The following is an 18,970-nucleotide window of genomic DNA, read 5'->3' on the forward strand; positions in this document are numbered from 1 at the left end:
CACTAGAGGCTGAGCCACAACCAGGCATGCCCCCCCATTAGTGCTACCCAACCGTGCTGCACAGTGTTTTTCCTGATGTTAGGATGATAACCACAGTCTCACTCGATACCGGTCATCCCGGCGAGCCAAATGGACTGGGTGTTGACGGAGACGAACAATGCATATCGAAACGATTCGAATTAAAAATTTCAAGAGTTTTCGCCACGCAAGGATGGAAGGCTTGCCACGCTTCTGTGTTGTCGTCGGTGCTAACGGCTCAGGAAAATCAACCCTATTTGATGTTTTTGGTTTCCTCAAGGATTGCTTAACCTTCAATGTTAAGCAAGCACTGCAGGTCCGTGGCGGGTTTAAAGAAGTACTTAGCCGTGGTGTAGACAGTAATGAATCCATTGAGCTGGAAATAAAGTTTCGTATGGATATTGCTGGCGTCGAACGATTGATCTCATACTTGATCGAAATAGGAATGGAAAATCGACAGGTGACAGTTAGGCGTGAAGTGCTTCGTTACAAACGTGGTCGCTATGGTTCACCTTATCACTTCCTGGATTTTTCAGGCGGCGTGGGCTACGCCATCACGAATGAAGAAGATTTCGACAAGCAAGATGAAGAACTTCAAAGGGAGCAGCAAAATGTTGGCAAAGATGCATTGGCGATTAAAGGCTTAGGACAATTCGAACGATTTAAAGCAGCCAATGCATTTCGTCAACTAATAGAAAACTGGCATGTTTCAGATTTTCATATCAATTTGGCTCGTGGTAGCAAAGAAGCCATTGGAGAATTCGAGCACCTCTCTATATCAGGTGATAACTTGCAGTTAGTAGCAAGAAATATTTATGAAAATCACCCTGGCATTTTTGACCAAATGGTCGAAGCGATGAAACATCGGGTTCCAGGCATTAATAAAATAGAACCCATCCAGACGCAAGATGGACGGCTGATTCTAAACTTTCAAGACGACTCATTCATCGATCCATTTATCGACCGGTATGTATCTGACGGCACCATTAAAATGTTTGCTTATCTAGTACTACTCTACGATCCTGAGCCACACCCCTTGCTTTGTATCGAAGAACCGGAAAACCAGCTTTATCCTACCTTACTGTGGGAATTGGCAGAAGAATTTCGTGCTTACGCTGAGAGAGGAGGACAAGTTTTTGTATCGAGTCACTCTCCTGATTTCCTTAATGCCGTACAGGTGGAGGAAGTCTACTGGCTCGTGAAAGAGAAAGGCTATACAAACATATGTCGAGCCAAGGACAGTCGACAGCTTGTTGCCTTTATCGAGGAAGGGGATCAGATGGGTTATCTTTGGAAAGAAGGTTTTTTTGAAGGGGCAGGACCAGAATAATGGAACTAGTTTTCTTTTTGGAGGAGCCCTCAGCCAAGGCAATGTTGCAAGGGATAATACCTCGCCTCTTACCAGGCATCGAAACTCGCTATATTGTTTTTGAAGGGAAGCAGGATTTAGAAAAACGCCTGCCGATACGTTTACGAGCATGGCAAAACCCAGAGTCATGCTTCCTGGTCATGCGTGATCAGGACTCAGGTGACTGCCTGCAAATCAAGCAGCGTCTAATGACGCTATGCAGCGAGGCAGGCCACCCTGATGCCATCGTTCGCATTGCCTGCCATGAGCTTGAAAGCTTTTATCTTGGAGACCTCAAGGCGGTTGCACAAGCCCTTGGGCCTGCCAGCTTGGCAAAGCAGCAAACGAAAGCCAAATACCGCACCCCTGACCGTCTGAATAACGCAGCCCAAGAGTTGAAGCGCATTGCTCCAAAGTACCAAAAGCTATCCGGCTCTCGTGCGTTAGGCTTAGCGATAGCACTGGAGGGGAATCACTCACAAAGTTACAACCAGCTATTGGCAGGTATTAAAAAGGCATGCGGCATTCGGTAGTCAACACTACCAAAACACGGCTGTTTATTCCGCCACCACCGCAGCGCCATAAATGCGCTGGTACTCCTCCGGCAAGCGCTTGGGGCGACCGCTGGAAAGCGCGACACAGGCAAACCGCGTGCGCGCCTTCAGCAGCGTCTTGCCGTCTGCTGGCCGTATCAGTTGAAAGCGGCGCGTCAGGCTGAAGCGGCCGTCGCAGTCGACGATCCAGGTGGCCAGGCAGAGCGTGTCGTCTTGAAAAGCAGGGGCGAGGTAGTCCAGCTCGTGGCGGTGGACCACCATCGCCCGGTCCAGCGCCCGATAGCGTTCCAGCGACAGCCCCAACGCCTCGGAGTGGGCCCAGCTGATCTGCTCTACCCAGCGCAGGTACTCGCTGTTATTGACGTGCCGGTAAGCGTCGATGGCTTCCGGCGCGACCTGCAGCGTGAGTACGAACGGCTCTGGCAATGCCCACTCCATGTGGCCACCTCCTTTCCTATGACGACGGCGCTCGACAGCGGGCGATGCTCAGTCGCGGAAGACCCGCACGCCCAGCGCTTTCAAGTAAGCAGTTTCGGGAATCGCCGGGTGCACGGGGTGATCCGGCCCTTGATGGCCCTGGAAAATCACCTGGCCATGGCGGTCCTGATGGCGCACGGCACCGCGCACCACATCCACCAGCCGCTCGTGGGCCAGATGCATGGAGCAGGACGCCGACAGCAGCAGGCCATCGCGCCCCAGCAGGCGCATTGCCTCGCGGTTGAGTCGTGCATAGGCGCGCTCACCGTTGGGGATATCCTTGCGCTTCTTGATGAACGCAGGCGGGTCGAGAATCACCACGTCGAACTGCTCGCCATCGGCTTTCAATGCGGCCAGCGCTTCGAAGGCGTCGCCTTCCCCCACGGCCACCTGCTCCTGCACGCCGTTCAGCTCGGCATTGCGCGCCACTTGTTCCAGGGCAACGCCGGAGGCATCCACACACAGCACTTCGGAGGCGCCGCTGGCGGCAGCCTGAACGCCCCAGCCACCCACATAGCTGAAGACGTCCAGCACGCGCTTTCCAGCAACCTGACTGTTCAACCAGGCCCGGTTGACGCGGTGGTCGAAGAACCAGCCGGTCTTCTGGCCGTTGAGTACCGGCACCGCAAAGGTCACGCCGTTTTCCACCAGCAGCACTTCGTCGGGCAGGGTGCCCTTGACCACTTCCACGTGGGCTTCCAAGCCTTCCTGGCGGCGGCCCCCGGTATCGTTACGGAATACGATGACCTCAGGCTTGATGACCTTTTCCAGCGCATCGACGATCTCGTCGGCCAGCGCCTGCATGCCGGCGGTATTGAGCTGCACGACCAGCACATCGCCAAAGCGGTCGATGATCAGTCCTGGCAGCAGGTCGCCCTCGCCATGAATCAGACGATAGAAGGGCTGATCGAACAGGCGCTGGCGCAGCGCCAGCGCCTGATTGAAACGGTGCACGAACAGCGAGCGATCCAGGCGCATTTCCGGGTCGCGGGACATGATCCGCGCACAGATCAACGAGTGCGGGTTCACGTAGGCCACGCCCAGGGTCTTGCCGTTGGAGGCCTCTATCAAGGCAGGCTCGCCCGCCTCGAAGGTCTTCAGCGGCGTTTCCTTGATATCGACTTCGTTGGAGTAGATCCACAGATGGCCAGCCTTCAAGCGGCGATCGGCATTTTTATTCAGGCGCAGGCGTTGAGTCACAACATTCTCCAGATAAACAAAACAGTTAGCCGCCCAGGGCGGCGCTCAGCGCTGGCAACCGGGGCAGAATACGCTGGCCCGCTGCCCCAGGGTAATGCGCTTGAGTTCGCTGCCACAGCGCAGGCAAGGCTGGCCATGGCGACCATAGACATTCAATTGCTGGGCAAAGTAGCCCGGCTCCCCCTGGCCGCTGACGAAATCGCGCAGCGTGGTGCCACCTTGGGTAATGGCCGCCGCCAATACTTCCTTGACCGCCTGGGCCAGCGCTTCGTAGCGCGCCAGTGAAATGCGTCCGGCGGCCCGGCGCGGGTCGATGCCCGCCATGAACAGCGCCTCGGCGGCATAGATGTTGCCCGCTCCCACGACCACGCGGTTATCCATCAGGAAAGGCTTCACGGCGACGCGCTTGCCGCGCGACAGTGCGTGGAGCCATCGGCCCGTGAAGGCATCGTCGAGGGGTTCCGGGCCCAGGTGCGCCAGCCGCGTATCGAACTGTGCATCGGCGTGCTGCCAATCGACGAAGCCAAAGCGGCGCGGGTCGTGATAGCGCAATATATGCCCGCTGGCGGTGACGATATCCACATGGTCATGCTTTTTGGGCAGATCACCCAGCCGGGCAATCCGCAGGCTACCCGACATGCCCAGGTGCCACAGCAGCGTGGCGTGGCCGGTAGGCGTGGCCAGCGGGATCTGCAGGTATTTGGCGCGCCGGGCAAGCTCACCCACGCGAGCCCCGACCAGCCGCTCGGCCAGGTCATCCGGCACGGGAACGCGCAGGCGCGGCTGGCGTACCAGCACTTCGGTAATCTCCTGCCCTTCCAGGTAAGGCGCGATACCACGCCGCGTGGTTTCCACTTCAGGCAATTCGGGCATGATGAAAGCCTATGATGACAGCACAGTGACAGCGATGCTAACACGCGAAACGCAAACGTTAGACATGCAAAAACCCGGCTTGGGGCCGGGTTTTTCAACAGGCGCTCGCCTGCGGTGAAAGCCGATCATCGTAACCGAGGTTACTTGATCTTGGCTTCCTTGTAGATGACGTGCTTACGGACGACCGGGTCGTATTTCTTGAATTCGAACTTATCCGGGGTGTTCCGCTTGTTCTTGTCAGTGGTGTAGAAGTGGCCAGTACCGGCACTAGACACCAGCTTGATCTTATCGCGCATGGTTTAACTCTCCCAAAAATGCTGAGCCAGAAACTGGCTTAGATAGCGTCGCCGCGTTTGCGGATGTCGGCCAGAACCGAGTCGATACCTTTCTTGTCGATGATGCGCATGCCTTTAGAGGAAACGCGCAGCTTGACGAAGCGGTTTTCAGACTCCACCCAGAAGCGATGGGTGTGCAGGTTCGGCAAGAAACGACGACGAGTCTTGCGCTGGGAGTGAGAAACGTTATTACCAGTTACCGGACGCTTGCCGGTAACCTGACATACTTTGGACATGAGAGCCTCCAACCGCTTGGCGAGTTGTTCAAAACTGTCGGGCAAACCGGAGCAGGGAGGGAGTCGACGCAGTTAACCGCCTAGCTGTACCCAAATCCGTTATTCAACCCAAGTTCAAAGGTGGCACTTTATACCAGAGCACCCGGCCACCAGCAAGCGAAACCGCCCAAAAAGGCCAAAAAAGCACGTTTTTGGACAATTTTCGTCACGACAGCCGCAGCATCGAGCGGGCCAGCCTGCCTTTTCGATACTACTGGAGTGCGTGCGCATGACCTGCCCGCTAGAGCCAGCCGCGCTCGGCAAAGGACACCACGTCTCCGTCTCCCACCACAAAATGATCCAGCACTCGCACGTCAAAGAGAGCAAGGGCATCTTTCAAGCGTTCGGTGATACGTCGATCAGCGTCGCTGGGCTCAGCCACACCCGAAGGGTGATTGTGGGCCAGGATGACAGCGCCAGCGTGGAGTTCCAACGCACGCTTGGCAACTTCGCGGGGGTAAACGGATGCGCTGTCTAGGGTACCGCGAAACAGGGATTCATAGCGAATGATTCGGTGCTGAGTATCCAAAAAAAGTACCGCAAACTCTTCATGCCCCAGGTGGCGCAGCTGCGAACTCAGGTAGTGGCGCACCAGGGCAGGCGAGGTCAACGCGTTGCCGCGTGCCAGCTGGCTGGCCAAATGTCGCCGCGATAGCTCCAGCGTGGCCTGCAACTGGGAAAACTTGGCATCGCCCAATCCACGGGCGGCACAAAACTGCTCTCTGTCTGCCTCCAGCAGCTGCCGCAACCCGCCAAAGCTCGCCAGCAGGTCACGCGCCAGGTCCACTGCCGAACGCCCCTGAACCCCCACCCGCAGAAAGATCGCCAGCAGTTCGGCATCCGATAACGACTGCGCCCCCATGGTCAGCAGTTTTTCACGGGGTCGCTCACCCTCTGGCCAATGATTGATACCCATCCATGCCCCCCAACCTATGCCCTAGGCGTGTGGCTCACGCCCTCGCCTTCACCATTCCTCACTATACCTGGCGTTATAACACGTCCACCGAGCATGCCAAAATAAACCGCCAAATGGTATGGTAAGCCTCCTTACGACCGTCATACGGAATCGCCGACCATGGCATCACTCTCGCAAGCGTCCGAGTCCCCACGACCACTCTCAGAACCATCGCCGACCGCCCTGCTCGCAGGTAAACGCGTGCTGCTGGGCGTCAGCGCCGGTATTGCCGCGTATAAAAGCGCGCTGATCGTGAGACTGCTGAAGCAGGCAGGCTGTGAGGTGCGCGTGGTGATGACCGAGGGTGCTCAAGCCTTCATCACCCCCCTGACGCTGCAGGCTCTCTCTGGCGAGCCCGTGCGCACCTCGCTGCTGGACCCCGAGGCAGAAGCCGGGATGGGGCACATTGAACTGGCCCGCTGGGCCGATGCCCTGCTGGTGGCCCCGGCCACGGCCGATGTGATGGCGCGCCTGGCGCACGGCATGGCCGACGACCTGCTGACCACTCTGTGCCTTGCTTCGGAAGCGCCACGGCTGATGGCCCCCGCCATGAACCAGGCCATGTGGCGCCATCCCGCCACGCAGCGTAACCAGGCACAGCTGGCCGCCGACGGCTGGCAGTTGATCGGCCCTGCCGCTGGCGAGCAGGCCTGTGGCGACGTTGGCCCAGGGCGAATGAGCGAACCCGAGGATATCTTCGCAGCCCTTCAACAGCACTTCGCCAAAGCAGCCAAGGTTGCGTCGCCCGCCCAGGGCGCAACGCGCCCTCACGTGGTGATCACCGCGGGCCCCACCCGTGAAGCCCTGGACCCGGTGCGCTACCTGTCCAACCACAGCTCGGGCAAGATGGGCTTCGCTCTGGCCGCCGCCGCCGTGGCGCAAGGGGCTCGCGTGACCCTGATCAGCGGCCCGGTCAATTTGCCCACCCCAGCCGGGGTCGAGCGCCAAAACGTGGAAACCGCCCGGGAGATGCACCAGGCCGCGCTACAGCTGGCCCCCCAGGCCGCGCTGTTCATTGGCTGTGCCGCCGTGGCCGACTACCGCGCCGCCAGCGCCGCCGAGCACAAGCTCAAGAAAACCGACGATCAGGACACGCTGACCCTGACGCTGGTGAAAAACCCGGACATCATTGCCGACGTGGCGGCCTTGCCCAACAGGCAACGCCCCTTCGTGGTCGGCTTTGCCGCCGAAACCCAGGAGGTCGAGCGCTACGCCCGCCACAAGCTCGACCGCAAGGGCCTGGACATGGTCGTGGCCAACGACGTGGCCCAGCAAGGGCTGGGCTTTGGCAGCGACGACAACGCCGCCCTGCTGCTCTGGCGTACGCCTGACGGCACGCAGCAACACAGCGCGCCGCCCCAACCCAAGACCGCGCTGGCCACCCTGATCGTGCAGCAGGCGCTCTCCCTGCTGCCTCACACTTCTCACGGAGCTTCCTCATGAACCGCCCTCGCCTGCAGTGCAAGGTATTGGACGAGCGCTTGCGCGACTATCTGCCCTCTTACGCCACCGCTGGCTCGGCGGGCATGGACCTGCGCGCCCTGCTGGACGAACCGCTGACGCTGGCGCCAGGCGAATGCCAGCTGGTGCGCACCGGCCTGGCCATCTATATCGAAGACCCCAACCTTGCCGGCATGATCCTGCCGCGTTCGGGGCTGGGGCATAAGCACGGCATCGTGCTGGGCAACCTGGTGGGGCTGATCGACTCCGACTACCAGGGCGAATTGATGGTCTCGGTATGGAACCGCGGGCAGGCCAGCTTCACGGTCACGCCGTTCGAGCGCCTGGCACAATACGTGCTGGTGCCGGTGGTGCAGGCCGAACTGACCCTCGTCGACAGCTTCACCGATTCCACCCGTGGCAGTGGCGGCTTTGGCAGCACTGGCCGCCAGTAAGCACTCACTAGCGCGCTCTTTCAGGGATTGACCATGACCGTACCCGCTTCGATTTTTCGCGCCTACGATATTCGCGGCATCGTGGATGACACTCTCAGCGAAGCCACCGCCGAGCTGATTGGCCGGGCAGTGGGCTCGGAAGCCGCCGCCCGCGGTGAACACACCATGATCGTCGCACGGGACGGCAGAGTCTCGGGGCCACGCCTGCAGGCGGCGCTCATCAAAGGGCTCCAGGCCGCCGGGCGCGATGTGATCGACCTTGGCATGGTGCCTACGCCAGTGCTCTACTTTGCCACACACACCCTGCCCGAGAGCTGCTCCGGGGTAATGCTGACCGGCAGCCACAACCCGCCCGACTACAACGGCTTCAAAATCGTGCTGGCCGGAGAAACCCTGGCCAGCGACGCGATTACCGCCCTGTACGAGCGCATTCAGTCAGGCGACTTCACCGAGGGCCATGGCCGTGTGCGCGCCCACGACCTGCGGGCCACGTATCTGGCGCGTATTCTCGAGGATGTGCAGCTCGCAAGGCCGCTCAGTGCGGTGGTGGATTGCGGCAACGGCGTGGCGGGCGAGCTTGGCCCTCAGCTGGTCGAACGGTTGGGGGTGGCCACCACAGCGCTGTTCGCCGAGATCGATGGCCGCTTCCCCAACCACCACCCCGACCCCGGCAAACCGGAGAACCTGCAGGATCTGATGCGCAAGGTGCAGCAGGTAGGCGCAGACATCGGCCTGGCCTTCGACGGCGACGGCGACCGCCTGGGCGTGGTCACGCCGCGCGGGCGAATGATCTTTCCCGACCACCTGATGATGCTGTTCGCCACCGACATGCTCTCCCGCAACCCTGGTGCCAAAGTGGTGTTCGACATCAAGTGTACCGGGCACCTGGCACGGGTGGTGAGCGAGGCTGGCGGCGAGCCGGAGATGTGGCGCACCGGCCACTCGCTCATCAAGGCGCGCATGAAGGAAACCGGCGCCTTGCTGGGGGGCGAGATGAGCGGTCACATCTTCTTCAAGGAACGCTGGTACGGTTTCGATGACGGCCTGTATGCCGCCGCCCGGCTACTGGAAATACTGGCCCGCTACCCAGGCGATGCGGATGCCTTCTTCGACCAATTTCCCCAGGCAGTGAGCACGCCCGAAATCAACATCACCGTGGCGGATGCCGACAAATTTGCCATGGTCGAGACGCTTGCCAGAGAGGGCGACTTCGGCGAAGGTATCAAAACCACGCTGGATGGTATTCGCGTTGACTACCCCGACGGCTGGGGGTTGTGCCGAGCGTCCAACACGACGCCCGCGCTGGTGCTGCGCTTCGAGGGGGAAGACAGCGCGGCCCTGGAACGGATACGCGAGCGCTTCGCACGCGCCCTGCAAGGTGTTTCACCTACGTTGACGATCCCGGATACCCCCATCACATGATCATGCCACGGAGCGCCCACCACCCGCGCGACGATGAAGCAGACATTAAAAGCAGATATTACTAGAGCAAAGGGACAATCTCATGAGTTCAGCTAGCCGCGACCCCCAGGTCGTTGTGGAGGTGCTATCCGAAGCCCTTCCCTACATTCAGCAGTTTTCCGGCAAGACCGTGGTCGTGAAGTACGGCGGCAACGCCATGACCGAAGATACGCTGATCGACTCCTTTGCTCGTAACATCGTGCTGATGAAAGAAGTCGGCATCAACCCCGTGGTGGTGCACGGCGGCGGCCCGCAAATTGGCAGCCTGCTGGAAAAGCTCAATATCGAATCGCGCTTCGTCAACGGCATGCGGGTCACCGACTCGCAAACCATGGACGTGGTGGAAATGGTGCTGGGCGGCCTGGTCAACAAGAGCATCGTCAACCTGATCAACCAGAGCGGCGGCAAAGCAATTGGCCTGACCGGCAAGGATGGCGCCCAGATTCGTGCCCGCCAGTTGAAGGTGGAGCATCAAAGCCCGGAAATGACCGCCCCGGAGATCATCGACATCGGCCACGTGGGGGAAGTGGAAGCGATCTCCACCGACCTGATCGAGATGCTCGCGGCCCGCGACTTCATTCCGGTCATCGCCCCTATCGGCGTGGACGCCCAAGGCAACAGCTACAACATCAACGCCGACCTGGTGGCCGGTAAGCTGGCGGAAGCGCTGAACGCCGAAAAGCTGATGCTGCTGACCAACGTGGCGGGCCTGATGAACAGCGAAGGCCAGGTCATGACCGGCCTGACCACGGCCCAGGTAGATGCCCTGATTGCCGATGGCACCATCTACGGCGGCATGCTGCCGAAGATTCGCTGCGCCCTGGACGCCGTCAAGGGGGGCGTTAACAGCGCCCACATCATCGATGGCCGGGTGCCGCATGCCGTGCTGCTGGAAATCTTCACCAACGCTGGGGTAGGCACCCTGATCACCAACGCAGGCTAACTGCGACGGAGGGCAAGAGTCATGAGTAACGACCGCAAGCCTCGCCGTCGCGAGCAAATCCTGCAGGCCCTGGCCATCATGCTGGAAGAGGACAGCGGCAAGCGGATCACCACCGCCGCCCTGGCCCGCCAGGTGGGGGTTTCCGAAGCGGCGCTGTACCGCCACTTCCCCAGTAAGGCGCGCATGTTCGAAGGCTTGATCGACTTCATCGAAGAGAGCATTTTCGCGCGCATCACCCGGATACTGGAAGACATCCCCGACGCCACCACCCGCTGCAGCACGATACTCTCACTGCTGCTGGGCTTTGCCGAAAAAAACCCCGGCCTGGCCCGAGTACTGGGCGGCGACGCACTCACCGGCGAAACGGCACGCCTGCGCCTGCGCGTTCACCAGCTGTTCGAACGCCTGGAAACCCAGCTGAAACAAATCCTCCGCGAAGCCGAGCTGCGTGAAGGGCTGCGCCCCAGCATTCCCGCCTCCGCCGCTGCCAACCTGCTGATCGCGCAAGCCGAAGGGCGCATCGCCCAGTACGTGCGCAGCGACTTCAAACGGCTGCCCACCGAGTACTGGGAAGACCAGTGGGCGCTACTTTCCAGCCAACTGCTACAACCCAGCCCACAGCTCGCCTGACTACGGGCGCACTGCATACACGTACAGCCTACGCATACAACGCACACGCCCCCGGTGGCAGCCATGGCGGGGCGTTTGTTGATGATGGCTGCCAGGCCATACCCCTAGTGCTTTACAATGGGGCCGAACGTTGGACAGCACGCCAGGACATCTACGACATGGTGTACCCGGAACCACCCTCGTTTCTGCAGGTCTATCAGCCACACCTTCGCTACTACCTCATCGATGAAGGGCGCTACACTGATGAAGAGCTTGCCCTGCGCCCAACACCGCTAAGTGGGGTATTCGGCATCGAAAAAGCCTCAACCGACATGAAAGGTTTACAGCAAGCGGTGGACCGAATTGTCACGATCATACAAGCCGCCCCGGACAAAGAGCGGATCGACAAGATCGTTACCCGCTGGCTAAAGCGCTATTTGCAAAGGTTAGGCGCCAATGCAAACCTGGACCAGCTCAATAGTTTAGTGGAGGACAAAACCATGCTAGCAGAAAATCTTGCAAACTGGGCCCAGGAAGAACGCCAGGCCGGGCGTTTAGAGGGACGCCAGGAAGGACGCCAGGAAGGCATCGTCACCACAGCCCGCAATTTGTTAACGCTTGGTGCGCTGAGTGACGACCAAATTGCTGTCGCTACTGGGCTAACGGTGGAGGAGATCGCCAAGCTGCGTAACGAAAGCACGCACTGAGCTTACAACTCCCCACACGCCCGAGCAGGACAGCCACATCGGCCCCTAATCTATGTGGCATTTAAAGTATGCCCAGCATTAGCTGATGGCTGCCAAGCCCAATCCAGAGCGCCACACGATGCGGTGTATTACACCCTCGCTTGCCCTTGAATCACCGCCTCGAACCCAGCGGGGGTAATCGGTTGCTTCTCGGCATCCAACGCCGTGCCCCCCAACTTGGCCAGCTTTTTGGAAAGCGACACCAGTTTGGCCAACTGCAGCTTGCTGGGAGCCAGCATGCGCTGGGTCTTGGCAATCTTGATGCTGACGCCCTTCACCGGCGGATGACTGGCCTGGGATTCGGTCAAGGGTGGCAACTGGCCCGACCCCAGCGCATTTTCGATCAGAATCGGCGTGCGAGAAGAATCCCCCTCCACGGCAAAGGTCTTGGTGCGCTGTTCATACACCGCACCTGCCGAACTCAATACCGCACTCAAGCGGTCGTTCAGCGCAGGCGACGGCTCGTCGAACAGCACCTTTACCTCCCAGGCCGCACTTTCTGCACTCAGCAAGGCCGGGCCTTCTGGCACCACGACGGGCGGTGCCCCACCCAGCGCCCCTACTGCCACCGGCACCGCGCTTGCCCGCCGTACCAGCATCATGTACCCCGCCACACACCCGCAAGTCACGCTCAACCAAAGCGCACTAATCGCCACTACCAACACCAACGTTTGGGTATCCATCGCCCTGTTCTCGTTTTGTTAGCCAAGCACCAAACTGCTTACCAGAAAAGACCATAGTTCATGGCAGGCGGTTTGCAAGCTAACATTTGGTCTAGGGAGAGGAGTTTATTTCAGGGAAAGAGCAGCGTTAACGAGGCCACTCATCGCGCCTTTCTTCTGCTTTCAACATGGCCAGCGTATGGGCACGCTGCTGCTTGACGGCGGTATCCAGAATATCCAGCAGCGCCTGGTAATCTTTCGGCTGTGCTTCCTCCAGGCCGTGCTTTTCGACGTTTGCCAGCGTTTGGCGAGTATCATGTATCAGTGCTTCCAGGGCCAGAATCACTCGCTCGCGCTCGTCCGCCGTCATCACGTATTAATCCCCTTTCTGCAGCTGCTGCACCCGCTCATATAACTGCTTGGCGCTGGCAATGGCCGTGGCTTCGTAAGCATCCAGGGTCAATAGCTGGTCGTTGGCTGGGTCCTGCATTGCAGCCTCCAGCACTGCCTGATAGCGTTTCAGCAAATGTGCCAGATTCAAGCGAATCATGGTGAGCTCAAGCTGAAACTCCGCTTGTAGACGAGTCATTCGCTCAATGCCCATAGGCACGCTCTCGCGAGCGGTAGCGGACCCGATGGTCAGCTCGACGCGTTTTTCAACGGCGTTCAATTTGGGGATCAGTTCATTGACCACGTACAGCGCAGAAATGGTAGTGGAATTTGATTTCACAAGGCTCCCAAAGCGGTGCTCGAATAAAAATAGAGCACCATTTTATCACGCACTTAGCTTGGTCTAAGGCTGAATTAACCCCCGGTAGAGCGGGTATATTCCCAGCGTACTTTTGGTGTTAGCGCGCTACTTGCAAGGAAGCGCCCCCAGCTTGCCCCACTCCGGCGCGCACATGGTCACAGATGATGATCGACGCTATCGCTCGCCTCGGTCGAGAAGTGAAGATTGTGATTGGCCCCTCACGCTACCGCTCATCTCCCGGCCATGTCGAGCTTGAAATGGCCTGAGGGCATAACGCAGGAGCTGCTTGGGGCGACTCAGTGCCCAGGCTGCGCCGTGCAGCTCCTTCGTCTCATCGAGGCTTAATGCTTTGGCTCGTGGCGCAAGGCAGCGACTTCGGCCACGTCCAAATTAGTTGCTTCAGCAATTTGCGCATCGCTAAGCACGCTAAGCTTGATCAGGTTACGTGCTGTTGCGCGCCTACCCAAGTAAGTGCCGATATAGCAACTTGCTATTGATAGCAGATTGCTATATAGTGAGCGAAGCGAAGGCAGGGAAGGTCAGCATGCACATCATCACGCAGAAGCGCATATGGGAAGCCATGGAGAAGTGGCCACAAGCTGCCACAGCGCTTGAAGCGTGGTACCGCATCATGAAGGCCAGCGAGCCGAAGGATTTCGCTGCCATGAAAGGGATCTTCCCAGCAACGGACAAGGTGGGCAGCCACCACGTATTCGATATCGGTGGCAACAAGATCCGACTGATCGCTGTCGTCCACTATCGCGCCAGGCGCGTTTTCATCCGCGACATCCTTGATCACAATGAGTACGACAAGGGCAAGTGGAAGGAGTGAACATGAACGCTATCCTCGACCAAGCTGCCACTCACTGGCGCTACATCTCTCCACTGCTCGCTACACCCGAGACAGAGAATGAGTATGATGCCAAGGTAGAAGCCCTGGATGAACTGCTCGACCTCATCGGTGACGACGAGGACCACCCGCTGGCCAGCCTTGCCTCTCTCCTCGGCGATCTCATCGAAGCGTATGACGAAGAGCATCGACCCCTGCCACAGGCGTCAGGCGCTGAGGTACTGCGATACCTCATGCAGGAGCATGGCGTGACGCAGCGTGATCTGCCAGAAGTGGGAGCGCAGCCCGTAGTGTCAGCAATCTTGTCTGGTAAGCGCACCCTGAACTGGCGGCAGGTATGCGAACTGTCCGACCGCTTCAGCGTGCCTGCCGATGCTTTCAAGGGATCTCGCGCCTGATCGCTGTATGCCTCTCTCGGCATGCTGCCTCATCACTGCGCTTTGACGTCCTCCCCGCCCTAAAGGACGGGGATTCCAACTTCTTGAGGGCAACGTCCTGCCCCGAGGCTGAGGATATTCCGGGCCGCATTCACGTCCCGGTCGTGGAGTACACCACACTCCACGCACTCCCAGACCCTTACTCGCAACCCGTTGACGCCCTGCGGCCCGCTAAGCGAGCCGCACGACGAACAGGCGCGGGTGGTGTTGGTTTCGCGAACGACCTTGAAGACGATGCCTGCGTGAGCGCATTTATATTCCAGCATCGTTTTCAGTTGTGACCAGCCAGCGTCGTAGACGCTTTTGGCCATCCTGGTCTTCGCGAGCCTGGTTGAGGAAACATCGCCCACGACGATTTCGCCGTACTGGTTGACGAGTTTCCGGGAAAACTTGTGCTGCGCGTCCTGGCGACGGTTCTTGATCTTGGCGTGAATAGCTTTTATCCGCCGCTTGTTGCGGGCACGTTGGGCTGTCGCCAACTGGTCTTCCATGCGGCGGTAGAAGCGGCTGTTTTCCAGCCTTCCTCCATCGCTACAGGTGGCCACATCCTTGAGCCCAAGGTCGATGCCAACGGCGCCCTGCCCAAGCGTCGGCTGCACGTCCACCTCGACCGCAACATTGAAATACCACCGGCCCCGGCTATCTTCGTTGAAACTGCCGGCACGGAACTTGTATGTCGACAGACCGTAGCTATCCCACACCTTGAAGTAGGTGCCGTTGTGAAATACCTGCGCGTTCTTCCACTTGGCCGCGCCGGTATTGACCGGAATCCAGCCAAGTGAGCGGCGTACACCGCCGGACTTGCGCCAATTCAAGCGGGGCTTTTTGAACTGCTTGCGGCGGGCAACGTATTCAGCAGCGATGCATTGCAGCGTTTGGCTGTGCAGGCCGAGGTCCTTGCCAGCACCCTTGGTATAGGGGTGCATGTCGTAGGCAGACAGAAACAGACCTTTCTCCCGAATGGCTCGGGAAGACAGTTCGTTGAGGTAGTTCCAAACAAAATTCACGCTGCGGGCCATGCGGTTAAGCTCGGCGGCGTGTTTGTCCTTCACTCGAACCTTGAGGGTCTTGGTCTGCTTCATGGCTTCGAATATACTTGGTCTATGGAAACCAAACAAGCTATCAGAACAGGAAGACACTGCGTTTTTAAACTCCATGCCCATTTGGTCTTTGTCACCAGGTATCGGGGCGAGGTGTTCACCGGCGCGCATCTCAACTCCCTCGAATTGCTTTTCGACCGAGTGTGTCGGGACTTCGAGGCTGGGAGGGATCAAATACGCAACGTGGCGGCAGCAATCTTTGGGGGCTGGAACACAACCACGGCGAGCAAGACATGCTGGCGGTGCTTGGAACGTTAGTTAAGTGACTCAACGCGAGTAAACGGGTCTAAGACGAGCGTTTGTGGTGGAATGCAACCACGAAGCCATCTCATGCCCTGCACAGTAGCTTACGGCCCAGCGGTTGACACCTGAAAACAACCCCACTATATTAATAGTGGTGACAAAGGAGCGTGTTTATGGAGGATCCAGGGTTAGATGCTTTATTAGCCCTAAACGATATTCAGTACGGTATTCACGGTGATTTTTGGGTCAAATTTGAAGTACGGCGAGTCATCCCAACACCCAATATTCCCCATGGAATCAAATACAGCTTGACGCTGCATCATAAAAGTGGAACACGGCTACTTGGATACGACAACGCCCATGCACCAAACATTAAACGCAGAAAATTTGCGGGGCGACGTGACGAGTGGGATCACCGCCACTATCGCAGCGTGGTGAATGATTACTTCTTTGACTCTGCAGCGCAGTTAATTGAAGACTTTTGGAAACAGGTCGATGAAATACTTCGAGAGGAAGGCATATGACCACTGTCAAAATTGGTATCATGAACCGTGATGAATTCCGCCAGCGCACAATCTCGATTGCCAAAGGCCTCTATCAGCCTACTGCTGAAGAACCCAAGGTATGGTTCGATAGCGTGGAGTCCATGTCTCGCCTGTTGAATACAAAAAACCTTGAGCTACTTAAAACGATTCGCCAATGCAAGCCACAATCCTTGGGAGAGCTTGCTGAAATCACAGGGCGTCGTAAAGAGAGCCTGAGCCGCACCATTAAAAAGATGGGTGACTATGGCTTGGTAGAAATCAAAGAAGGTCCTCGGCATGCTAAAACGCCTGTTGTGACGGCTGACAGGTTTGAAGTCACGCTAATGTAAGGTGTTCCTGCATGGCAGCCTGCATATGCCGTTGCGAGGAGTGCAACGACGAAACCATCTTGTGCCAGAAGCAATTTCATACCAGCAGCATCACCATTACATGCTCACGCTGCTGCTTCACGGCATCGTCCAGAATATCCAGCAGCTTGTCGTAATCCTCCGGCATTTCATCATCCATGCCGGTTGTTTCAAAGCAGGTGAGCGTGGCTTGGGTGTCGTCGATAAGAGCTTGATGCTCCAGTCAGTCAAGAAACCTTGCGAGAAGCAGAAGAGCGTGTACAGGAAGCCGAGCAACGCGCTCAAGCGTAATACCGCCCGCAAGTTAATTGCCCGTATCGAAATGGACGATCAGCTGATCGCTGAGATCACAGAATTACCGGTTGAAGAAGTGCGTGCTGAAACGCAGCATTGATCCTCTTGTCGTTGTGAGGAATACAGCAACGCAGCAATCTCAAACCAACAGCAGTGCCTTGGTATGCTCACGCTGTTGTTTAATCGCCTCATCCAAAATCGTCAGCAGCTTGTAGTAATCCGCTGGCATCTGCTCATCCATACCAGTTGCTTCAAAGCGGATTAACGTTTGTTGCGTTTAGTCGATAAGTGCTTGAAGCTCGTTAATACCACGTTGTTGGTCGTCATCGTTCATACTGCTCCGCTTATTTTTTAAAAACAACAAGGGTGTTATAGTCACGGCTAAGAGTTAATGAAAATACACGCCCATCACCTACTCCCCAGCACTCATTAGTTATTTCGACAGGTCTCATCCCTTTACGAGTTTCCTCAACCATCCAGCCAGGAATATAGTATCTGGTATCGCAGACCCTATCAAAAACTTGAATCTTAATCTTCCCTCTCACACGAGTACCAAGAACCTTGAAGGCCATCATATACATTTAAAACACCTCAAAAAACTCTATCAGCACTATTGTCTACCTAAAAACTGCCAAACATAAACACCAGTCGAAAAGAATTTCCCATCTACCTCTTTAATATGAATAATTGGGAATTTTTAGCTTGCAAAAATTCCCAATTATTACACACCATAATACTTTAGCAACTCATCAAGCTCACTAAAATCTTTAACTTCTGACATTTTCTGTATCGGAAGAGAATAAACATCACTCATAACCAAACGGCGAACAATTTCTTTAGACACAAGATAACCAGGAATGAAACCAAGAGCCTCACCAGCATTTTCTACATTTTCACCCGAGAAAAGAATGTCATTAACACCATACCCAGCAACATCAAAAGATACTTTTAAATAAACGCCATCAATCCAGTGTGTTAAATAACTATAACTTACATTACTCATCTTCCTCTACTGGCGCAGCACTGCAGTCAGGAAGCTGATTGTAATCCGGCAAAATTTCTTTTTGGATGTAATCGTCGACGTCTATATCCATAATCAACCCTTACATTATTGACATCTCCATTTTCCAAATGATTAGCACAGATACCTTTTGCCATTTTATCTCTCCATTACAAAAACGGGGCCTTTCAGCCCCGTTATATATCGATCAATCAGCTTAAAAGCTAACCCATTAACCCAGCAGAGAAAGAACGTTCTGCAGAATCTGCGCGCGGGTCATGTTGGCCACTTCCACCGCGTAGTCGGCATCTTCGATGCGCGAACGAGCGGCAGCGAGGTTGGTCTCGTTGGTGATGGCGTCTTCGAAACGGTTCTGCACGGCACCCAATGCGCTACGCTGCTTGTCGACAGCCATCAGTGCAGCATCAAGTGTGGCCAGCGGATTATCTTCGTCAGTACGGGCGCTGAAAGCAGGGTCTTCTATTTTAATAGAAATAGTTTGACCATCATTCGCACCAACTTGGATATTATAGGTTTTATCCGAATCCAGCACGCTGATCCCGTTGAAGCTGATTAACCTCTTCTTGAATCGAGTCAATATCAGAAGCTGAGTTGGTACCGTTCTGCGCCTGAACGGTCAGCTCACGAATACGCTGAAGGTTGTCGTTGATCTGATTCAGCGCACCTTCTGCAGTCTGGGCCAAAGAAATACCGTCGTTGGCGTTACGCTGCGCCTGAGACAGACCGGCCGCATCATCCTTGGCACTGTTGATACGCAGGCCGGAGGAGAGACGCTCCATGGAGGTCTGCAGCGCGTTCTGGGACTTGGACAGATTGGACTGGCCAATCATGGAGGTAATGTTGGTATTGATCACGGACATGGTGATTCTCCTTGCGTGTGAACTGGCCGGAAGGCCCGCTGTTCGGCGACATGAAGCGCCGTTGTATTAATTAACGGCATGAGGAAAAAATTCTTTAGGGAGAAGTGCAGAGATTTGTGTAATTTTTGGTAACTGAAGGGGTGGGGCTATTTGAGGATGGGGGTAAATTGG

The 18,970-nt window shown here is 56.9% G+C and carries 25 protein-coding genes and 1 pseudogene; 13 read left to right on the forward strand and 13 right to left on the reverse strand.

The genetic code is table 11. The features are described from left to right. Positions 1–157 precede the first annotated feature (157 nt). Positions 158–1,348: an AAA family ATPase gene (locus KVY02_RS15395; RefSeq protein WP_016915060.1), complete on the forward strand. Its 1,191-nt coding sequence runs from the start codon at positions 158–160 to the stop codon at positions 1,346–1,348. Further along, positions 1,348–1,899 (forward strand): DUF4276 family protein, encoded by a 552-nt coding sequence (locus KVY02_RS15400; protein ID WP_016915061.1) that lies wholly within the window; start codon positions 1,348–1,350, stop codon positions 1,897–1,899. Before KVY02_RS15395 ends, KVY02_RS15400 begins: the two co-directional genes overlap by 1 nt. 24 nt (positions 1,900–1,923) lie before the next feature. On the opposite strand, the gene KVY02_RS15405 is transcribed toward KVY02_RS15400, so the two are convergent. The 6 genes from KVY02_RS15405 to radC form a co-directional block, all read right to left on the reverse strand. Beyond that, entirely contained in the window at positions 1,924–2,358 is a 435-nt protein-coding gene (locus KVY02_RS15405; protein WP_016915062.1) for an acyl-CoA thioesterase, read from the reverse strand. Positions 2,359–2,406: 48 nt separating this feature from the next. Then, entirely contained in the window at positions 2,407–3,597 is a 1,191-nt protein-coding gene (locus tag KVY02_RS15410) for a class I SAM-dependent rRNA methyltransferase (RefSeq protein WP_016915063.1), read from the reverse strand. Positions 3,598–3,642: 45 nt separating this feature from the next. Beyond that, positions 3,643–4,470 carry a bifunctional DNA-formamidopyrimidine glycosylase/DNA-(apurinic or apyrimidinic site) lyase gene (mutM, locus tag KVY02_RS15415; protein ID WP_100731437.1) on the reverse strand — a complete coding sequence of 276 codons (828 nt, stop codon included), beginning with the start codon at positions 4,468–4,470 and terminating at the stop codon, positions 3,643–3,645. A gap of 140 nt (positions 4,471–4,610) precedes the next feature. Next, the gene (rpmG, locus tag KVY02_RS15420; RefSeq protein ID WP_009098622.1) at positions 4,611–4,766 is read right to left on the reverse strand and encodes a 50S ribosomal protein L33; all 156 of its coding nucleotides are present in this window, start codon (positions 4,764–4,766) and stop codon (positions 4,611–4,613) included. Positions 4,767–4,804: 38 nt separating this feature from the next. Beyond that, positions 4,805–5,041, reverse strand: a complete 237-nt coding sequence (rpmB, locus tag KVY02_RS15425) for a 50S ribosomal protein L28 (RefSeq protein WP_016915065.1) — start codon at positions 5,039–5,041, stop codon at positions 4,805–4,807. A 280-nt stretch (positions 5,042–5,321) separates the two neighbouring features. Further along, positions 5,322–5,996: a RadC family protein gene (radC, locus tag KVY02_RS15430; protein WP_039175218.1), complete on the reverse strand. Its 675-nt coding sequence runs from the start codon at positions 5,994–5,996 to the stop codon at positions 5,322–5,324. Between the two features lie 159 nt (positions 5,997–6,155). Here radC and coaBC point away from each other — a divergent pair, with 159 nt between their 5' ends. From coaBC to KVY02_RS18400, 6 genes are all read left to right on the forward strand, one after another. After that, a complete protein-coding gene (coaBC, locus tag KVY02_RS15435) occupies positions 6,156–7,478 on the forward strand; it encodes a bifunctional phosphopantothenoylcysteine decarboxylase/phosphopantothenate--cysteine ligase CoaBC (protein WP_232710803.1) in 1,323 nt (440 codons plus the stop codon). After that, positions 7,475–7,930: a dUTP diphosphatase gene (dut, locus tag KVY02_RS15440; protein WP_081136753.1), complete on the forward strand. Its 456-nt coding sequence runs from the start codon at positions 7,475–7,477 to the stop codon at positions 7,928–7,930. The genes coaBC and dut overlap by 4 nt, the downstream gene beginning before the upstream one ends. A 33-nt stretch (positions 7,931–7,963) precedes the next feature. Next, complete coding sequence (locus tag KVY02_RS15445) at positions 7,964–9,352, forward strand: phosphomannomutase/phosphoglucomutase (RefSeq protein ID WP_081136755.1); 1,389 nt, start codon at positions 7,964–7,966, stop codon at positions 9,350–9,352. A gap of 82 nt (positions 9,353–9,434) precedes the next feature. Beyond that, a complete protein-coding gene (gene argB / locus KVY02_RS15450) occupies positions 9,435–10,334 on the forward strand; it encodes an acetylglutamate kinase (RefSeq protein ID WP_016915070.1) in 900 nt (299 codons plus the stop codon). 21 nt (positions 10,335–10,355) lie between these two features. Beyond that, positions 10,356–10,964, forward strand: a complete 609-nt coding sequence (gene slmA / locus KVY02_RS15455; protein ID WP_081136757.1) for a nucleoid occlusion factor SlmA — start codon at positions 10,356–10,358, stop codon at positions 10,962–10,964. Positions 10,965–11,122: 158 nt separating this feature from the next. Next, positions 11,123–11,650 carry a hypothetical protein gene (locus KVY02_RS18400; RefSeq protein WP_249273187.1) on the forward strand — a complete coding sequence of 176 codons (528 nt, stop codon included), beginning with the start codon at positions 11,123–11,125 and terminating at the stop codon, positions 11,648–11,650. Between the two features lie 128 nt (positions 11,651–11,778). Here the strand turns inward: KVY02_RS18400 and KVY02_RS15465 are convergent, their stop codons facing one another. The 3 genes from KVY02_RS15465 to KVY02_RS15475 all read right to left on the reverse strand — a co-directional run bounded on the left by KVY02_RS15465 (position 11,779) and on the right by KVY02_RS15475 (position 13,081). Next, the gene (locus KVY02_RS15465; protein WP_218313866.1) at positions 11,779–12,372 is read right to left on the reverse strand and encodes a hypothetical protein; all 594 of its coding nucleotides are present in this window, start codon (positions 12,370–12,372) and stop codon (positions 11,779–11,781) included. Between the two features lie 127 nt (positions 12,373–12,499). Further along, positions 12,500–12,721 (reverse strand): hypothetical protein, encoded by a 222-nt coding sequence (locus tag KVY02_RS15470; protein WP_218315106.1) that lies wholly within the window; start codon positions 12,719–12,721, stop codon positions 12,500–12,502. Between the two features lie 6 nt (positions 12,722–12,727). Then, on the reverse strand, positions 12,728–13,081 hold the full coding sequence (locus KVY02_RS15475; protein ID WP_100731431.1) for a hypothetical protein: 354 nt from the start codon (positions 13,079–13,081) through the stop codon (positions 12,728–12,730). A 565-nt stretch (positions 13,082–13,646) separates the two neighbouring features. Between KVY02_RS15475 and KVY02_RS15480 the strand changes: the two genes are divergently transcribed. Both KVY02_RS15480 and KVY02_RS15485 read left to right on the forward strand, forming a co-directional pair. Continuing rightward, positions 13,647–13,934 (forward strand): type II toxin-antitoxin system HigB family toxin, encoded by a 288-nt coding sequence (locus KVY02_RS15480; protein ID WP_081136765.1) that lies wholly within the window; start codon positions 13,647–13,649, stop codon positions 13,932–13,934. A gap of 2 nt (positions 13,935–13,936) precedes the next feature. Then, positions 13,937–14,350: a helix-turn-helix domain-containing protein gene (locus KVY02_RS15485; RefSeq protein ID WP_081136767.1), complete on the forward strand. Its 414-nt coding sequence runs from the start codon at positions 13,937–13,939 to the stop codon at positions 14,348–14,350. Positions 14,351–14,409: 59 nt separating this feature from the next. Here KVY02_RS15485 and KVY02_RS18405 read toward each other — a convergent pair whose 3' ends face one another. After that, the gene (locus KVY02_RS18405) at positions 14,410–15,471 is read right to left on the reverse strand and encodes a transposase (RefSeq protein WP_256357515.1); all 1,062 of its coding nucleotides are present in this window, start codon (positions 15,469–15,471) and stop codon (positions 14,410–14,412) included. A 434-nt stretch (positions 15,472–15,905) separates the two neighbouring features. On the opposite strand from KVY02_RS18405, the gene KVY02_RS15495 reads away from it, so the two are divergent. The 3 genes from KVY02_RS15495 to KVY02_RS15505 all read left to right on the forward strand — a co-directional run bounded on the left by KVY02_RS15495 (position 15,906) and on the right by KVY02_RS15505 (position 17,018). Further along, positions 15,906–16,256: a toxin-antitoxin system TumE family protein gene (locus tag KVY02_RS15495; RefSeq protein ID WP_100732324.1), complete on the forward strand. Its 351-nt coding sequence runs from the start codon at positions 15,906–15,908 to the stop codon at positions 16,254–16,256. Next, positions 16,253–16,606, forward strand: coding sequence for an HVO_A0114 family putative DNA-binding protein (locus tag KVY02_RS15500; protein ID WP_100732325.1), 354 nt, complete (start codon positions 16,253–16,255; stop codon positions 16,604–16,606). Before KVY02_RS15495 ends, KVY02_RS15500 begins: the two co-directional genes overlap by 4 nt. A 208-nt stretch (positions 16,607–16,814) precedes the next feature. Beyond that, complete coding sequence (locus KVY02_RS15505) at positions 16,815–17,018, forward strand: hypothetical protein (protein ID WP_081136771.1); 204 nt, start codon at positions 16,815–16,817, stop codon at positions 17,016–17,018. 244 nt (positions 17,019–17,262) lie between these two features. Here the strand turns inward: KVY02_RS15505 and KVY02_RS15515 are convergent, their stop codons facing one another. The 3 genes and pseudogenes from KVY02_RS15515 to KVY02_RS18490 all read right to left on the reverse strand — a co-directional run bounded on the left by KVY02_RS15515 (position 17,263) and on the right by KVY02_RS18490 (position 18,799). Further along, positions 17,263–17,499 (reverse strand): hypothetical protein, encoded by a 237-nt coding sequence (locus KVY02_RS15515; protein ID WP_139790050.1) that lies wholly within the window; start codon positions 17,497–17,499, stop codon positions 17,263–17,265. A gap of 140 nt (positions 17,500–17,639) precedes the next feature. Continuing rightward, entirely contained in the window at positions 17,640–17,921 is a 282-nt protein-coding gene (locus KVY02_RS15520; protein WP_139790051.1) for a hypothetical protein, read from the reverse strand. A 229-nt stretch (positions 17,922–18,150) separates the two neighbouring features. After that, positions 18,151–18,799, reverse strand: a pseudogene (locus KVY02_RS18490) (flagellin). Positions 18,800–18,970 lie beyond the last annotated feature (171 nt).

It is taken from the genome of Halomonas sp. 18071143, assembly GCF_019211725.1.
GTDB classification, from domain to species: Bacteria; Pseudomonadota; Gammaproteobacteria; order Pseudomonadales; family Halomonadaceae; genus Vreelandella; species Vreelandella stevensii.

What these genes read in the sequence shown, in the direction of transcription:
- KVY02_RS15395 (WP_016915060.1), top strand. Translation starts at nt 158, where the DNA reads ATGCATATCGAAACGATTCGAATTAAAAATTTCAAGAGTTTTCGCCAC.
- KVY02_RS15400 (WP_016915061.1), top strand. Translation starts at nt 1,348, where the DNA reads ATGGAACTAGTTTTCTTTTTGGAGGAGCCCTCAGCCAAGGCAATGTTG.
- KVY02_RS15405 (WP_016915062.1), bottom strand. Translation starts at nt 2,358, where the DNA reads ATGGAGTGGGCATTGCCAGAGCCGTTCGTACTCACGCTGCAGGTCGCG.
- mutM (WP_100731437.1), bottom strand. Translation starts at nt 4,470, where the DNA reads ATGCCCGAATTGCCTGAAGTGGAAACCACGCGGCGTGGTATCGCGCCT.
- rpmG (WP_009098622.1), bottom strand. Translation starts at nt 4,766, where the DNA reads ATGCGCGATAAGATCAAGCTGGTGTCTAGTGCCGGTACTGGCCACTTC.
- rpmB (WP_016915065.1), bottom strand. Translation starts at nt 5,041, where the DNA reads ATGTCCAAAGTATGTCAGGTTACCGGCAAGCGTCCGGTAACTGGTAAT.
- radC (WP_039175218.1), bottom strand. Translation starts at nt 5,996, where the DNA reads ATGGGTATCAATCATTGGCCAGAGGGTGAGCGACCCCGTGAAAAACTG.
- coaBC (WP_232710803.1), top strand. Translation starts at nt 6,156, where the DNA reads ATGGCATCACTCTCGCAAGCGTCCGAGTCCCCACGACCACTCTCAGAA.
- dut (WP_081136753.1), top strand. Translation starts at nt 7,475, where the DNA reads ATGAACCGCCCTCGCCTGCAGTGCAAGGTATTGGACGAGCGCTTGCGC.
- KVY02_RS15445 (WP_081136755.1), top strand. Translation starts at nt 7,964, where the DNA reads ATGACCGTACCCGCTTCGATTTTTCGCGCCTACGATATTCGCGGCATC.
- argB (WP_016915070.1), top strand. Translation starts at nt 9,435, where the DNA reads ATGAGTTCAGCTAGCCGCGACCCCCAGGTCGTTGTGGAGGTGCTATCC.
- slmA (WP_081136757.1), top strand. Translation starts at nt 10,356, where the DNA reads ATGAGTAACGACCGCAAGCCTCGCCGTCGCGAGCAAATCCTGCAGGCC.
- KVY02_RS18400 (WP_249273187.1), top strand. Translation starts at nt 11,123, where the DNA reads ATGGTGTACCCGGAACCACCCTCGTTTCTGCAGGTCTATCAGCCACAC.
- KVY02_RS15465 (WP_218313866.1), bottom strand. Translation starts at nt 12,372, where the DNA reads ATGGATACCCAAACGTTGGTGTTGGTAGTGGCGATTAGTGCGCTTTGG.
- KVY02_RS15470 (WP_218315106.1), bottom strand. Translation starts at nt 12,721, where the DNA reads ATGACGGCGGACGAGCGCGAGCGAGTGATTCTGGCCCTGGAAGCACTG.
- KVY02_RS15480 (WP_081136765.1), top strand. Translation starts at nt 13,647, where the DNA reads ATGCACATCATCACGCAGAAGCGCATATGGGAAGCCATGGAGAAGTGG.
- KVY02_RS15485 (WP_081136767.1), top strand. Translation starts at nt 13,937, where the DNA reads ATGAACGCTATCCTCGACCAAGCTGCCACTCACTGGCGCTACATCTCT.
- KVY02_RS18405 (WP_256357515.1), bottom strand. Translation starts at nt 15,471, where the DNA reads ATGAAGCAGACCAAGACCCTCAAGGTTCGAGTGAAGGACAAACACGCC.
- KVY02_RS15495 (WP_100732324.1), top strand. Translation starts at nt 15,906, where the DNA reads ATGGAGGATCCAGGGTTAGATGCTTTATTAGCCCTAAACGATATTCAG.
- KVY02_RS15500 (WP_100732325.1), top strand. Translation starts at nt 16,253, where the DNA reads ATGACCACTGTCAAAATTGGTATCATGAACCGTGATGAATTCCGCCAG.
- KVY02_RS15515 (WP_139790050.1), bottom strand. Translation starts at nt 17,499, where the DNA reads ATGTATATGATGGCCTTCAAGGTTCTTGGTACTCGTGTGAGAGGGAAG.
- KVY02_RS15520 (WP_139790051.1), bottom strand. Translation starts at nt 17,921, where the DNA reads ATGAGTAATGTAAGTTATAGTTATTTAACACACTGGATTGATGGCGTT.